This window comes from Jejubacter calystegiae, from assembly GCF_005671395.1.
Classification (GTDB): domain Bacteria; phylum Pseudomonadota; class Gammaproteobacteria; order Enterobacterales; family Enterobacteriaceae; genus Jejubacter; species Jejubacter calystegiae.
This window is the reverse complement of the sequence record NZ_CP040428.1, coordinates 4,730,123-4,745,736: the sequence shown is the minus strand read 5'-3', so window position 1 is coordinate 4,745,736 and position 15,614 is coordinate 4,730,123. Positions and strand designations below refer to the sequence as shown.

Sequence of the window (15,614 nt, the reverse complement as noted above, 5' to 3'; positions counted from 1 at the left end):
TGTTGCAAAAATGTAATGTATTTCCATGATCTCTGTGGATCGGAAATCACGACGTCTCACATACCCGTTCGGGTTTTGCGGAGACGTACAAGAATAAGAGCAGGGGAAAATGCGTCTGTTACTGGCTGAGGATAATCAGGAGCTGGCCCACTGGCTGGAAAAGGCTCTGGTACAGAGCGGCTTTGCCGTGGACTGTGTGTTTGACGGCCAGTCGGCCGATCATCTGCTGCAAAACGAGGGCTATGCCGTGGCGGTGCTGGATATTGAGATGCCGCGCCTTGACGGCCTGGCGGTACTGCAGCGCCTGCGCCAGCGTGGACAGTCGCTGCCGGTACTGCTGCTGACGGCCCGCAGTTCGGTGGCGGATCGGGTTCGGGGGCTGAATCACGGTGCCGACGACTACCTGGCAAAACCGTTCGAGCTGGAGGAGCTGGATGCCCGACTCAGGGCGCTGGTACGGCGCAGCGAGGGGCAACTGCAGGAGACCCAGTGTCTGGGGGAACTGAGCTGGCATGATGGCGGCTACTTCGAACTTCAGGGGCGGCCGCTGTCGCTGACGCCGCGCGAACAGGCGCTACTGACGGTGCTGATGTATCGTCGCCGTCGCCCGGTGGCACGCCAGCAACTGTTCGAGCAGATTTTTAGTCTGAGCGACGAAGCCAGCCCGGAAAGCATTGAAATCTACGTTCACCGGTTACGCAAGAAGCTACAGCCCGGCAACGTGCGTATTATCACCATCAGAGGGCTCGGCTATTTGCTGGAGTGCAGCGATGAACTGGCTTAAAGGTCCTTCATCGCTGCTCTCCCGCCAGTTGCTGTTTCTTGGTCTGCCGCTGGTGGTGCTGTGGGGGTTTTCGGCCTTCAGCAGCTATATCAGCGCCATGAATGCCGCCACTCAGGCGTTTGATCGAATGCTGCTGGCGTCCACTCGTACCGTGGCGGAACGGTTGGTGGTGCGCAATGGGCGATTGCAGGCGGATGTGCCCTGGGTAGTGCTCGACAGCTTCGAGCGCAATATGGATGACCGTCTCTACTACAAGGTGGTCGATACCGAGGGTAGGGTGATTTCCGGCTATGATAGCCTGCCGGATATTCCTGGCGGCACGCCGCGCAGTGAACTCTATCCGGCACTGGCGTGGTTCTGGCATACCCGCTGGCGCGGGCAGGGAATGCGGGTGGCTTGCCTGTTGCAGCCGGTAAACGAAGGGGGCATCAACGGTATGGCCAGAATCTACGTGGCCGAAACCCTGCAATCCCGGCGTGAGATGGCGGCGAACCTGCTGGCGTCATCGCTGTGGACCCAGGGGGGACTGGTGATACTGACCCTGATTTTGAGCGGGTGGCTGCTGCGCCGCGTACTGCGGCCGCTGCGTCGTCTTTCGGCGCATCTGGCCCGGCGCCAGCCTGGCGATCTCTCGGCGTTACCGGCGCTGCTGCCGTGGTCGGAAACCCGGCCGTTGATGAGTGCCTTTAACCGCTATCTTGAACGTCTGCGGCACCTGATTGCCCGCCAGGCGCGCTTTAGCGCCGATGCTTCGCACCAGTTGAAAACGCCGCTTACCGTGCTGAAGACCCAGGTGGCGGTGGCGCTGGCAAGTCAGGATCCTCAGGTATGGCGCCAGAGCCTGGAGGCGATGAGTGGCACCCTGGACGGCACGGTACAGCTCACAGAGCGGCTGCTGCAGTTGGCCAGTCTTAAGCGTCGCGAGCCGGGAAGTCAGGCCTTTACCCGGATCGATCTGGTGGCGCTGGCCCAGGCCTGCTGTTTTTCCCGGCTTACCCAGGCGCGCAGTCGGCATATAGACCTGGGCTATGAAGGGGAAACCAGTCCGGTCTGGATTGACGGTGAGGAACTACTGCTGGCGGAAATGTGCGCCAATCTGCTGGATAACGCCCTGAAATATACGCCTACTGGCGGCACCGTCACCGTACGGGTGGTATGTCAGACGCCTCAGGCGCTGCTGGAAGTAGAGGACAGCGGGCCGGGGATCGACGAGCATCAGACGCAGCAGGCGCTCACGCCGTTTCGCCGTCTGGAACAGGGATCGATGCAGCCGGGAGCGGGACTGGGGTTGGCGCTGGTTAATGATATCGCGCGCTGGCACCGTACCAGGCCGGAACTGCTGCACGGAGAAACGCTGGGGGGATTACTGGTGCGGGTTAGGCTGGTGAGCCGTGAAAAGCGGGGGCCCTGAGGCCCCCGGCGGGAATTACTTCTGTGCTTTCAGCGCTTCCAGCGCGCTCGCGACGCCCGCGCCGTAGGCAGGATGCACCTGACTAAACAGGCCGATCTGGCGCTCCTGAATAAATTCCGGCACCTGCGCCAGCTCGCCGGCGATACGACCAAACATCCGCTGATGCTCTTCTTCGCTCAGCAGTTCAAACAGCTTGCGCGGCTGGCTGAAGTAGTCGTCATCTTCCCGGTGATTCCAGTGATCGGCGGCGCCTTCCAGCGACAGCGGCGGTTCGCTGTAATCCGGCTGCTCCTGGAATACCCCAAAGCTGTTTGGCTCGTAGGTCGCGCCGTTACCGCTGTTACCGTCAACGCGCATGGCGCCGTCGCGGTGATAGTTGTGGAACGGGCAGCGCGGGGCGTTGACCGGAATCTGGTGATGGTTCACGCCCAGGCGATAGCGGTGAGCATCGCCGTAGGAGAACAGACGGCCCTGCAGCATACGGTCTGGCGAGAAGCCGATACCGGGAACGATGTTGGCCGGAGACATGGCAACCTGCTCGACTTCGGCAAAGTAGTTGTCCGGGTTGCGGTTCAGCTCCAGTTCGCCCACTTCAATCAGCGGGTAGTCGGCATGCGGCCAGACTTTGGTCAGATCGAACGGGTTGTAGGGTACCTTAGAGGCGTCGGCTTCCGGCATCACCTGAATGTAAAACTTCCAGCGCGGGAAGTCGCCTTTTTCAATGGATTCAAACAGATCGCGCTGGGAGCTTTCGCGGTCTTCGGCCACCAGGCGTTTGGCTTCGTCATCCATCAGGTTTTCAATACCCTGCTCGCAGCGCAGGTGGAATTTCACCCAGAAGCGCTGGTTATCGGCATTGATAAAGCTGTAGGTGTGGCTACCAAAGCCGTGCATAAAGCGGTAGCCGCGCGGCAGGCCGCGATCGCTGAAGTCAATGGTCAACTGATGCAGGGATTCCGGTAGCTGAGAGAAGAAGTCCCACTTATAAGTTGGGTTACGCAGGTTGGTACGCGGATCGCGTTTCACTACATGGTTGAGATCCGGGAATTTCAGCGGGTCACGCAGGTAGAACACCGGGGTATTGTTGCCCACCAGATCCCAGTTGCCTTCTTCGGTATAGAATTTGATGGCGAAACCGCGGATATCGCGTTCGGCATCGGCGGCGCCACGTTCACCGGCAACGGTGGAAAAACGGATGAAAAATTCGGTCTTTTTCCCCTGCTCGAAGACTTTGGCACGGGTATAGCGGCTGATATCCTGGGTGATGGTAAAGGTGCCGTAAGCGCCGGAGCCTTTGGCGTGCATGCGGCGTTCGGGAATCACTTCACGGTCAAAGTGCGCCAGCTTTTCCAGAAACCAGACATCCTGTAGCAGCATGGGGCCACGCGGGCCTGCGGTCGCTACGTTATTGTTGTGAGCCACAGGGGCGCCTGCGCCAGTAGTTAAGCCTTTCTTGCTCATCGATTGTCTCCCTGGGATAAAATCGGGTGGGTTGTTAATTTTCCGTTTATGACGGATCACGCTACGCCTTATTGTTGTCCTGGTTGTTGATCGCACGCAATTTGGCTTTCTCTATCACAGTTATTTTCCCTGCCTGTCATAGTCATCATAAAAATAAGGATTTTTTCTGAACTTCCGGGCTGGGATAATGCCTGGATTTTGAAATATCCAGGCGCAGGAGGTTATTCAGGCTGACCGCCAGGCTATAGTGGAACTCTTTATTTGTGCGGGACCGAACGATGATAAAAGTAGAAATGCTCTCCACTGGCGATGAAGTGCTGTATGGGCAGATTGTGGATACCAATGCCGCCTGGCTGGCGGATTACCTGTTCGAACAGGGGTTGCCGATGAGCGGGCGTAGTACCGTAGGGGATAATCTGGAAGCGCTGGTTTGTGCTTTGCAGCGCCGTAGCCGGGAGTGCGACGTACTGATCGTTAACGGCGGTCTGGGGCCGACCAGCGACGACCTCAGTGCCGAGGCCGCGGCCCGCGCCGCAGGTGTGGCGCTGGTGGAGGATGCCGACTGGCTGGAGACCATGGCGCGTTACTTCTCTTCCCGCGGTCGCGAGATGTCGCCCGCTAATCGCAAGCAGGCGCTGATTCCGCAGGGGAGTGAGGTCATCGACAACCCGGTGGGCACCGCCTGCGGTTTCGCGATGCGGCTGAATGGCTGTCTGCTTTGCTTTACCCCGGGCGTTCCCAGCGAATTTAAGACCATGGTGAAACAGCAGATTCTGCCGCTGCTGCGTCGCTGCTTTGAACTGCCTGCGCCACCGCTCTGCCTGCGCCTGACCACCTTTGGGCGCGGTGAGAGTGAACTGGCTCAGGCGCTGGATACCCTGCCGCGCCCACAGGGTGTGACGCTGGGTTACCGCTCTGCCATGCCGATTATCGAACTGAAGCTAACAGGCCCGGATGCCATGCGTACACAGATGATGACGCTGTGGCAGGAGGTGCGGCGAGTGGCGGGTGATAGCCTGATTTTTGAAGGTACAGACGGCCTGGCTGCACGGCTTGCCAGGCTGCTTGCGGCTCGGGAGTTGCGGCTTGCGGTCAGCGAACAGTTTACCGGTGGCCTGCTGTGCTGGCAGTTGGGGGAAGGCGGCGTGACGCTACAGGCGGGGGAAGTTCTGGCGCCGCCATCTCAACCGGAAACTCTGGCACAGAGCGCGGCACGAGCGGCCCGGTTCGCAGAACAAACCCAGAGCGATCTCGCGCTGGTGGTGGGAGCCCGGCAGGAAGAGCATCTGAATCTGGTGCTACATACGCCTGAGGGGAGCCAGGGGCTGAAGATTTCGCTTAACGGTCGGCGCTACAGCCAGCGCGACCTTCAACAGGTGTGCGCCATGATGGCGCAGAACATGCTACGCCGCTGGCTGGAAGGGCTGCCGCTGGAGGCCAGCCATAGCTGGATCCAGGTGGAGTCGCGTTTTCCTGCCTGACCTGTCGCCCCGGAGAATCATTCCGGGGCTATTTCCAATATGTTGTTTTTCGACCGCCATAAAGTTCCCTGTCACCCGTTTTGGGTATTTTAATAATGATTTTTTGTTTTTTTTGTGAGCGAAAACGCGCAATTGGTAATGGGGATTCTGTGGTTTTCTGGGCGCTGTCGTCATTTTTTAATAAATATGTAACACAATGTGCGATGTTTCACATTAAAATATGCTCGTATTCACTATTATTACGCTCGAAAAAGAAAATTGATCGTTATTTAATCAGTTAATAATCAAAATAATCAGTGAATTGCCAGAAATAAAACGCCACGGAGGCTACATGTTAACTATTTTTAAACCCGCCGCGCATAAGGCGAGGCTACCGGCTGAAAAAATCGATCCGGTTTATCGTCGTCTGCGCTGGCAGATTTTTATGGGGATATTCTTCGGCTACGCCGCTTATTACCTGGTGCGTAAGAACTTTGCGCTGGCGATGCCTTATCTGGTAGAGCAGGGTTTTTCCCGCGGCGATCTGGGTTTTGCGCTTTCCGGCATTTCCATCGCCTACGGTTTTTCCAAATTTATTATGGGCTCGGTCTCCGATCGCTCGAATCCGCGCGTTTTTCTGCCGGCGGGGTTAATTCTTGCCGCCGCCGTGATGCTGTTTATGGGATTTGTACCCTGGGCGACGTCCAGCATTGCCGTGATGTTCGTACTGCTGTTCCTGTGCGGCTGGTTCCAGGGAATGGGTTGGCCGCCGTGCGGGCGTACCATGGTGCACTGGTGGTCCCAGAAAGAGCGTGGCGGCATCGTTTCGGTCTGGAACTGCGCCCATAACGTGGGCGGCGGTATTCCACCGCTGTTGTTTCTGTTGGGGATGGCCTGGTTCAACGACTGGCACGCGGCCCTGTATATGCCCGCTTTCGCCGCCATTCTGGTAGCGCTGTTCGCTTTCGCCATGATGCGCGATACGCCGCAATCCTGCGGCCTGCCGCCGATTGAAGAGTATAAGAACGACTATCCGGACGATTACAGCCAGGAGCACGAGCAGGAGCTGACGGCGAAGCAGATCTTTATGCAGTACGTTCTGCCGAACCGCCTGCTGTGGTACATCGCTATCGCGAACGTTTTTGTCTATCTGCTGCGTTACGGCATTCTCGACTGGTCGCCGACTTACCTGAGAGAGGTGAAGCACTTCGCGCTGGATAAATCCTCCTGGGCCTATTTCTTCTATGAGTATGCCGGTATTCCCGGGACTCTGCTGTGCGGCTGGATGTCCGATAAGGTGTTCAGAGGCAATCGCGGCGCTACCGGCGTCTTCTTTATGACTCTGGTGACCATCGCCACGGTGGTGTACTGGTTGAACCCCCCCGGAAATCCGGGAATCGACATGACCTGTATGATCGTTATCGGCTTCCTGATTTATGGTCCTGTGATGCTGATTGGTCTGCATGCCCTGGAGCTGGCGCCCAAGAAGGCGGCGGGGACTGCGGCAGGCTTTACCGGGCTGTTCGGCTACCTGGGTGGTTCAGTGGCCGCCAGTGCGATAGTCGGCTATACCGTCGACTTCTTCGGCTGGGATGGCGGCTTTATGGTGATGATTGGCGGCAGCGTGCTGGCGGTACTTCTGCTGCTGGTCGTGATGATAGGTGAACATAAGCACCATCGTGAAATGCAGGCAAAACAGGAGAACAAAGGATGATATTCCAACGACGAGTGGCAGGCGTCGGTATAGGTATCGTGGTTGCCGGTATGATGGTGGGTGCGGCGGCTCAGGCACAGGATAAGCTCGTTATCGCCCATCGCGGCGCCAGCGGCTATCTGCCGGAGCATACGCTACCGGCCAAGGCGATGGCCTATGCTCAGGGTGCGGATTACCTTGAGCAGGATCTGGTGATGACCAAAGATGATCAACTGGTGGTGCTACACGATCACTATCTGGATCGGGTCACCGATGTGGCCAAGCGTTTTCCGGACCGCGCCCGTAAGGACGGGCGCTATTACGCCATTGATTTCACTCTGGCGGAAATTAAGTCGCTGAAGTTTACCGAAGGGTTCGATATCGAAAACGGTAAGCAGGTGCAGACTTATCCCGGCCGCTTCCCGATGAATAAGTCGGATTTTCGGGTTCACACCTTTCAGGAAGAGCTGGAGTTTATTCAGGGTCTGAATCACTCCACCGGTAAAAACATGGGTATCTATCCGGAAATTAAGGCGCCCTGGTTCCATCATCAGGAAGGCAAGGATATTGCGGCGAAGGTGCTGGATGTTCTTAAACAGTATGGCTATACCGGTCCACAGGATAAGGTTTATCTGCAATGCTTTGATGCGAATGAGCTTAAGCGGATTAAAAATACCCTGGAGCCGCAACGCGGTATGAACCTGAAACTGGTGCAGCTTATCGCTTATACCGACCAGAATGAAACCCAGCAGAAACAGCCGGACGGTAAATGGGTGAATTACAGCTACGACTGGATGTTTAAGTCCGGCGCCATGAAGCAGATTGCGCAATATGCCGACGGTATTGGTCCCGATTACCATATGCTGGTGGAAGAGGGCTCAACCAAAGGCAACATTCGCCTGACCGCAATGGTAAAAGAGGCGCACGCCAACAATATGGTGGTACACCCTTATACGGTACGCGCCGATGATTTACCGGACTATGTGAGTGACGTCAATCAGCTGTTCGACCTGCTCTATAACCGGGATAACGTGGACGGCCTGTTCAGCGACTTCCCCGATAAGGCCCGTGCTTTTCTTGATAAATAAGCAACGACCATAAAAAAACGCCAGTCGGTATGCACCGGCTGGCGTTTTTTCTGACCTTAATCTGTCACATCTCGATTTCGATATCGCCTGTAGCCTGGCAGCAGCAGGGCAGTATCTCGCCGGGCTGAATAAAGGCCAGCGGCTGACTCAGCCAGTTAACCTGGCCGGCGATCAACCGGGTGCGGCAGGCGCCGCAGTAGCCTTCCCGACACTGATACTCCACATCGACCTGGTGTGACTCCAGCGCCGCCAGCAGCGACGGATGCTCGTCCTGGCACTGGAGCTGGGTGCCGCTGTGGCGAAGGAGGATACGGAAAGCCATAATCAGAGCTGGAAGTTGCTCAGATCGTCGGCGTCGATATTGGAATCGATCTGACCAACCAGATAGGAGCTGACTTCCACTTCCTGAGGCGCAACCTGAACGTTGTCAGACACCAGCCAGGCGTTGATCCAGGGGATCGGGTTGGAGCGGGCTTTGTCGTACGGCATCTCCAGGCCCACCGCATTCATACGAATGTTGGTGATGTACTCAACGTACTGGCACAGAATATCCTTGTTCAGGCCGATCATCGAACCGTCGCGGAACAGATAGTTGGCCCACTCTTTTTCCTGCTGCGCCGCCATGACAAACAGATCGTAACACTCCTGCTGGCATTCTCGGGCGATCTCGGCCATTTCCGGGTCGTCTACGCCACTGCGCATCAGGTTGATCATATGCTGGGTGCCGGTCAGGTGCAGCGCCTCATCACGGGCGATCAGTCGGATGATTTTGGCGTTGCCTTCCATCAGTTCGCGCTCGGCAAAGGCGAAGGAGCAGGCGAAGCTGACGTAGAAGCGAATCGCTTCCAGGGCGTTCACGCTCATCAGGCACAGGTAGAGCTTTTTCTTCAGCTCGTGCAGGTTAACCGTGACGGTCTTGCCGTTAACGCTGTGGGTGCCTTCGCCCAGCAGATGCCAGTAGCTGGTCATCTCAATCAGGCCGTCGTAGTAGGTGGAGATATCCTTCGCGCGCTTGAGGATCTCTTCGTTGGTGACGATGTCGTCGAACACCAGCGCCGGATCGTTGACGATGTTCCGGATGATATGGGTATAAGAGCGCGAGTGGATGGTTTCTGAGAAGGCCCAGGTTTCGACCCAGGTTTCCAGTTCCGGAATCGAGATCAGCGGCAGCAGGGCGACGTTCGGGCTACGGCCCTGAATGGAGTCCAGCAGGGTCTGATATTTCAGGTTGCTGATAAAGATATGTTTCTCGTGATCCGGCAGGCTCTGATAGTCAATGCGGTCGCGGGAGACATCCACCTCTTCCGGACGCCAGAAGAAAGAGAGCTGCTTCTCGATAAGCTTTTCGAAAATCTCGTATTTCTGCTGGTCGAAGCGGGCCACGTTGACCGGCTGACCGAAAAACATCGGTTCGCTTAGCTGGTCGTTTTTCGTCTGTGAAAATGTGGTGTATGCCATGTTATTTGTTCCTGTGATACGAAAAACAGGGGCAGGTTAGCCCGCCCCCTGATATCAGATTTTGCAAGCGCCGCTTTCGCAGCCATCATCCTGGATGGAAGGCGCCAGGTCGTCCTGAGAATCTTCCGCGCCGTCGCGGGTGTTCTGATAGTAGAGCGTCTTCACACCGAACTTATAGGCGGTCAGCAGATCCTTAAGCAACTGCTGCATCGGCACCTTACCTGACGGGAAGCGTACGGGATCGTAGTTGGTGTTGGCGGAAATCGACTGATCGATAAACTTCTGCATCAGGCCTACCAGCTGCAGGTAACCGTCGTTGCCCGGCATATCCCACAACAGCTCATAGTTATCCTTCAGACGCTCATATTCCGGCACTACCTGGCGCAGAATGCCGTCTTTCGAGGCCTTAATGCTGATGTGGCCGCGCGGCGGCTCGATACCGTTGGTGGCGTTCGAAATCTGCGAAGAGGTTTCAGACGGCATCAGGGCAGAGAGTGTCGAGTTGCGCAGACCGTGAGTCTTAATGGATTCACGCAGAGCCTCCCAGTCGCAGTACAGCTGCTCGTTGCTGATGGCATCGAGATCCTTTTTATAGGTATCGATGGGCAGCACGCCTTGCGCGTAGGTGGTTTCATTGAACCACGGGCAGGCGCCCTGTTCCTTCGCCAGTTCGTTAGAGGCTTTCAGCAGCCAGTACTGGATAGCTTCGAAGGTTTTGTGAGTCAGATTGTTAGCGCTGCCGTCGGAGTAGCGGACGCCGTGCTTCGCCAGGTAGTAGGCGAAGTTGATAACGCCGATACCCAGAGTACGACGGCCCATTGCGCCGCGTTTCGCTGCCGGAATCGGGTAATCCTGGTAGTCGAGCAGGGCATCCAGCGCACGTACCGCCAGGGTGGCCAGCTCTTCCAGCTCGTCCAGGCTTGAGATGGCGCCCAGGTTAAAGGCTGAAAGGGTGCACAGCGCGATTTCGCCGTTTTCGTCGTTCACGTCGTCCATCGGTTTGGTCGGCAGGGCGATCTCCAGGCAGAGATTGCTCTGGCGAACCGGCGCCACCTGGGCGTCGAACGGGCTGTGGGTGTTGCAGTGATCCACGTTCTGGATGTAGATACGGCCGGTAGAGGCGCGTTCCTGCATCATCAGAGAGAACAGCTCTGCGGCCTTAATGCTCTTCTTACGGATGCTGTCGTCATTTTCGTACTGCACGTACAGGCGCTCGAACTCTTCCTGATTGGCGAAGAAGGCGTCGTAGAGGCCAGGCACATCGGACGGGCTGAACAGCGTGATGTCGCCGCCTTTCAGCAGGCGGGTATACATCAGCTTGTTGATCTGCACCCCGTAGTCCATATGACGGACGCGGTTAGCTTCGGTACCGCGGTTGTTTTTCAGTACCAGTAGGCTTTCGACTTCCAGATGCCACATCGGGTAGAACAGGGTGGCGGCGCCGCCGCGAACTCCGCCCTGGGAGCAGGATTTCACCGCCGTCTGGAAGTGCTTGTAGAACGGAATACAGCCGGTGTGGAACGCTTCGCCGCCGCGGATCGGGCTGCCCAGGGCGCGGATACGACCGGCATTGATGCCGATGCCGGCGCGCTGGGACACGTATTTCACAATGGCGCTGGAGGTGGCGTTAATGGAGTCCAGGCTATCGCCGCACTCAATCAGCACGCAGGAGCTGAACTGGCGGGTCGGGGTACGTACGCCGGACATAATCGGCGTCGGCAGCGAGATCTTAAAGGTGGAAATCGCGTCATAGAAGCGCTTCACGTAGTCCAGACGGGTTTCGCGCGGATAGCCAGAGAACAGGCAGGCGGCAACCAGAATATAGAGGAACTGGGCGCTTTCGTAGATTTCGCCGGTCACGCGATTCTGGACCAGGTATTTACCTTCCAGCTGTTTTACCGCGGCGTAGGAGAAGTTCATATCGCGCCAGTGGTCGATAAAACCGTCCAGCTGAGCGAACTCTTCCCTGGTATAGTCTTCCAGCAGGTGGCGGTCGTATTTACCCATTTCCACCATTTTGGCGACGTGATCGTAAAGCTTCGGCGGTTCGAACTGGCCGTAGGCTTTCTTACGCAGATGGAAGATGGCCAGACGCGCAGCCAGGTACTGGTAGTCCGGCGCTTCGCGGGAAATCAGGTCTGCCGCCGCTTTGATCATGGTCTCGTGGATATCGGAGGTTTTCATCCCGTCGTAGAACTGGATCTGAGAACGCAGTTCAACCTGAGAGATGGAGACGTTATTCAGCCCCTCTGCCGCCCAATCCAGTACCCGATGGATTTTATCCAGATTAATGCGCTCAGTGCGACCGTCACGTTTTGTAACCAGCAGACTCTGATTCATGTGGGAAATACCTGTCCGTGAGATGAAAATATCCCCCGTTTTATTCACAGAAGCAGCCCTGTGACTAACTCTGTGGATAAATACTATATGTAGGGGGTTGAAGATAAATGAACCGCTATATGGTGAGTATTCTAGTAAGGAATCTCGGGAGAACAAGTATTGATTTTGTTATCAAATTGGGGTTGTCAGGTAGGGGATTTCGCTAAGTCCACGCCACGTAAGGGCCGGGCGGGTTGTCAATGACCTGGAAAAAAAAATGAAAATTTGATCGAGTGCTGAATTCTTAGCCCTGCCAGGAAAAATCCATTCTGAAACCAGGTAAAAGTCCTGGAGAAAACCGGCACCTTTCGGGTGCCGGAATGAACAGCTCAGGCCGTTGTATGCAACATATAGTTAACATCCACGCCGGGACCCAGGGAAAAGCGATCGCGTAGCGGGTTATAGTGCAGGCCGGTCATATGTTTTTCCCGTAACCCGCTGCTACCCACCCAGCCAACCAGCTCCGCTGGCTTGATAAATTTCTTCACGTCGTGGGTGCCACGCGGCACCATGCGCATAATATATTCAGCGCCGACCACCGCCATCAGCCAGGCTTTGCCATTACGGTTGATGGTCGAAAAGAAGACGTGACCACCGGGTTTTACCAGGCGTGCACAGGCGTTGACCACCGATTGCGGATACGGCACGTGCTCCAGCATTTCCATGCAGGTCACTACGTCATAGGCCTGAGGATGCTGGTCGGCATGCTGTTCCACGGTTTGCTGAACGTATTCGACCTGGATACCGCTTTCCAGCGCGTGGAGGCGCGCCACCTGCAGCGGCTCGGCGCCCATGTCCAGACCGGTGACCGTGGCGCCTTCCCGGGCCATGCTTTCGCTCAGAATGCCGCCGCCGCAGCCGACATCCAGCACTTTCTTGCCAAACAGGCCGCCCGCGCGTTCGCAAATATAGCCCAGACGCAGAGGGTTAATGCGGTGCAGGGGGCGGAACTCCCCCTCCATATCCCACCAGCGGGAGGCGACCGCTTCGAATTTGGCAATCTCATCCCGATCGACATTGGGTGAAAGCGGCGCGTTTTCTTGATTCATGGCGGTTCACACTCCTTCTTTGTTGTAAAAGCGAGTATATCAGGCCGGGCGCCTGAATAAAGCGCCGGGAGAGCGCTATCCTGCTTACCTGAGCCGCCAGGGCTGTGTTATAATTTTTGACCTTTAAATCCGGGATACAACAGAGGGATAGCGGTTACATGAGCGACCTTGCCAGAGAAATTACACCGGTCAATATTGAGGAAGAGCTTAAGAACTCTTACCTGGACTACGCGATGTCGGTCATTGTTGGCCGTGCACTGCCGGACGTCCGCGATGGCCTCAAACCGGTTCACCGTCGCGTCCTGTACGCCATGAACGTACTGGGAAATGACTGGAACAAAGCCTACAAAAAGTCGGCCCGTGTCGTTGGTGACGTAATCGGTAAATACCATCCCCACGGCGATTCCGCTGTTTATGACACCATTGTTCGTATGGCGCAGCCTTTCTCCCTGCGCTATACCCTGGTCGATGGCCAGGGTAACTTCGGCTCCATTGACGGCGACTCCGCGGCAGCGATGCGTTATACCGAGATTCGCCTGGCGAAGATCGCCCATGAGCTGATGGCCGATCTGGAAAAAGATACCGTCGACTACGTGGATAACTACGACGGTACCGAGAAAATTCCTGATGTGATGCCGACTAAGATCCCTAACCTGCTGGTTAACGGCTCTTCCGGTATCGCGGTGGGGATGGCGACCAACATTCCGCCTCACAACCTGACCGAAGTCATTAACGGCTGCCTGGCCTATATAGATGATGAAGACATCAGCGTTGAAGGGCTGATGGAGCACATCCCCGGGCCGGACTTTCCCACCGCCGCCATTATCAACGGCCGCCGCGGGATCGAAGAGGCCTACCGTACCGGTCGCGGTAAGATCTACATTCGCGCGCGCGCGGAAGTGGAAACCGACGCGAAAACCGGGCGTGAAACCATCATCGTTCACGAGATTCCCTACCAGGTTAACAAAGCGCGCCTGATCGAAAAGATCGCCGAACTGGTAAAAGATAAGCGCGTCGAAGGGATCAGCGCCCTGCGCGACGAATCCGATAAAGACGGGATGCGCATCGTTATTGAAGTGAAACGCGATGCCGTGGGTGAAGTGGTGCTGAACAACCTTTACTCCCAGACTCAGCTTCAGGTCTCTTTCGGGATCAACATGGTCGCGCTGCACCACGGTCAGCCGAAGATCATGGCCCTGAAGGAGATACTGGAAGCCTTCGTCCGTCACCGCCGCGAAGTGGTGACCCGCCGTACCATTTTCGAACTGCGTAAGGCCCGCGATCGTGCGCATATCCTGGAAGGTCTGGCGATCGCCCTGGCCAATATCGACCCGATCATCGAACTGATTCGCCGGGCGCCGAACCCGGCCGAAGCCAAAGCGGGTCTTATCGCGAAAGCCTGGGATCTGGGTAATGTCTCCGCCATGCTGGAGCGCGCTGGCGACGACGCGGCACGCCCCGAATGGCTGGAGCCGGAATATGGTATTCGTGACGGTAAATATCATCTGACCGAACAGCAGGCTCAGGCGATTCTGGATCTGCGTCTGCAGAAACTGACCGGCCTGGAGCACGAAAAGCTGCTCGACGAATATAAAGAGCTGCTGGAACAGATTGCCGAACTGCTGCACATCCTTGGCAGTGCCGAGCGCCTGATGGAAGTGATTCGTGAAGAGCTGGAGCTGATTCGCGATCAGTTCGGCGACAACCGCCGTACCGAAATCACCGCCAACAGCGCCGACATCAACATCGAAGACCTGATAAGCCAGGAAGATGTGGTCGTCACCCTGTCTCATCAGGGCTATGTGAAGTATCAGCCGCTTACCGATTACGAAGCTCAGCGTCGCGGCGGTAAGGGCAAATCTGCTGCCCGTATAAAGGAAGAGGACTTTATCGACAGGCTGCTGGTGGCCAACACCCACGACACCATCCTCTGCTTCTCCAGCCGCGGTCGTCTGTACTGGATGAAGGTCTATCAGCTACCGGAAGCCAGCCGCGGTGCCCGTGGTCGACCTATCGTCAACCTGCTGCCGCTGGAAGCGGACGAACGTATTACCGCCATTCTGCCGGTGCGTGAATACGAGGAAGGGGTCAACGTCTTTATGGCAACCGCCAGCGGTACCGTGAAGAAAACTGCCCTGACCGAGTTCAGCCGTCCGCGTAGTGCCGGTATCATCGCCGTGAATCTGAACGATGGCGACGAACTGATTGGCGTGAACCTGACCGATGGCAGCGACGAAGTGATGCTGCTCTCCGCTCACGGTAAAGTGGTGCGCTTTAAAGAAGACGCCGTGCGCGCCATGGGTCGTACCGCTACCGGCGTACGCGGCATTAAGCTTGCCGAAGGCGACCGTGTGGTATCGCTGATTGTTCCGCGCGGCGAAGGGGCTATCCTGACCGTCACGCAGAACGGCTACGGTAAGCGTACTGCCGTGAGCGAGTATCCGACCAAGTCCCGCGCCACTCAGGGGGTTATCTCTATCAAGGTGACCGAGCGTAACGGTCACGTGGTGGGCGCGGTTCAGGTGGATGACTGCGACCAGATCATGATGATCACCGATGCCGGTACCCTGGTGCGTACCCGGGTTTCCGAAGTGAGCATCGTGGGCCGTAATACCCAGGGCGTGATTCTGATCCGTACCGCGGAAGATGAAAACGTAGTGGGTCTGCAGCGCGTGGCTGAGCCGGTGGATGACGAAGAGCTGGACGCTATCGACGGTAGCGTGGCGGAAGGCGAAGATGAAATCGCGCCGGAAACCGACAGCGATGATGACGCTGATGCCGAAGGCGATGATAACGCCTGATTGGTTTAGTTGACGTGATAAACCGGCCGG

Annotated in this window: 11 protein-coding genes; 6 read left to right on the top strand and 5 right to left on the bottom strand. The window is 56.8% G+C overall.

Annotated elements, in window-relative coordinates; translation table 11 throughout:
- Nucleotides 1-109 precede the first annotated feature (109 nt).
- Nucleotides 110-784, top strand: a complete 675-nt coding sequence (tctD, locus tag FEM41_RS22190) for a transcriptional regulator TctD (protein ID WP_138098532.1) — start codon at nucleotides 110-112, stop codon at nucleotides 782-784.
- Nucleotides 771-2,195, top strand: coding sequence for a sensor histidine kinase (locus tag FEM41_RS22185; RefSeq protein ID WP_138098530.1), 1,425 nt, complete (start codon nucleotides 771-773; stop codon nucleotides 2,193-2,195). Before tctD ends, FEM41_RS22185 begins: the two co-directional genes overlap by 14 nt.
- A gap of 15 nt (nucleotides 2,196-2,210) precedes the next feature.
- On the opposite strand, the gene FEM41_RS22180 is transcribed toward FEM41_RS22185, so the two are convergent.
- The gene (locus FEM41_RS22180; RefSeq protein ID WP_138098528.1) at nucleotides 2,211-3,656 is read right to left on the bottom strand and encodes a catalase; all 1,446 of its coding nucleotides are present in this window, start codon (nucleotides 3,654-3,656) and stop codon (nucleotides 2,211-2,213) included.
- 278 nt (nucleotides 3,657-3,934) lie between these two features.
- Between FEM41_RS22180 and FEM41_RS22175 the strand changes: the two genes are divergently transcribed.
- The 3 genes from FEM41_RS22175 to glpQ all read left to right on the top strand — a co-directional run bounded on the left by FEM41_RS22175 (nucleotide 3,935) and on the right by glpQ (nucleotide 7,897).
- On the top strand, nucleotides 3,935-5,137 hold the full coding sequence (locus FEM41_RS22175; protein WP_138098526.1) for a nicotinamide mononucleotide deamidase-related protein YfaY: 1,203 nt from the start codon (nucleotides 3,935-3,937) through the stop codon (nucleotides 5,135-5,137).
- A gap of 331 nt (nucleotides 5,138-5,468) precedes the next feature.
- Entirely contained in the window at nucleotides 5,469-6,830 is a 1,362-nt protein-coding gene (gene glpT, locus FEM41_RS22170; RefSeq protein ID WP_138098524.1) for a glycerol-3-phosphate transporter, read from the top strand.
- A complete protein-coding gene (gene glpQ / locus FEM41_RS22165) occupies nucleotides 6,827-7,897 on the top strand; it encodes a glycerophosphodiester phosphodiesterase (protein ID WP_138098522.1) in 1,071 nt (356 codons plus the stop codon). Before glpT ends, glpQ begins: the two co-directional genes overlap by 4 nt.
- Before the next feature lie 64 nt (nucleotides 7,898-7,961).
- Here glpQ and yfaE read toward each other — a convergent pair whose 3' ends face one another.
- From yfaE to ubiG, 4 genes are all read right to left on the bottom strand, one after another.
- Nucleotides 7,962-8,219 (bottom strand): class I ribonucleotide reductase maintenance protein YfaE, encoded by a 258-nt coding sequence (yfaE, locus tag FEM41_RS22160; protein ID WP_138098520.1) that lies wholly within the window; start codon nucleotides 8,217-8,219, stop codon nucleotides 7,962-7,964.
- A 2-nt stretch (nucleotides 8,220-8,221) separates the two neighbouring features.
- Complete coding sequence (gene nrdB, locus FEM41_RS22155) at nucleotides 8,222-9,355, bottom strand: class Ia ribonucleoside-diphosphate reductase subunit beta (protein ID WP_138098518.1); 1,134 nt, start codon at nucleotides 9,353-9,355, stop codon at nucleotides 8,222-8,224.
- A gap of 54 nt (nucleotides 9,356-9,409) precedes the next feature.
- The gene (nrdA, locus tag FEM41_RS22150; protein ID WP_138098516.1) at nucleotides 9,410-11,695 is read right to left on the bottom strand and encodes a class 1a ribonucleoside-diphosphate reductase subunit alpha; all 2,286 of its coding nucleotides are present in this window, start codon (nucleotides 11,693-11,695) and stop codon (nucleotides 9,410-9,412) included.
- Between the two features lie 368 nt (nucleotides 11,696-12,063).
- The gene (gene ubiG, locus FEM41_RS22145) at nucleotides 12,064-12,783 is read right to left on the bottom strand and encodes a bifunctional 2-polyprenyl-6-hydroxyphenol methylase/3-demethylubiquinol 3-O-methyltransferase UbiG (RefSeq protein WP_138098514.1); all 720 of its coding nucleotides are present in this window, start codon (nucleotides 12,781-12,783) and stop codon (nucleotides 12,064-12,066) included.
- Between the two features lie 158 nt (nucleotides 12,784-12,941).
- Between ubiG and gyrA the strand changes: the two genes are divergently transcribed.
- Entirely contained in the window at nucleotides 12,942-15,584 is a 2,643-nt protein-coding gene (gene gyrA / locus FEM41_RS22140; RefSeq protein ID WP_138098512.1) for a DNA topoisomerase (ATP-hydrolyzing) subunit A, read from the top strand.
- Nucleotides 15,585-15,614: the final 30 nt, after the last annotated feature.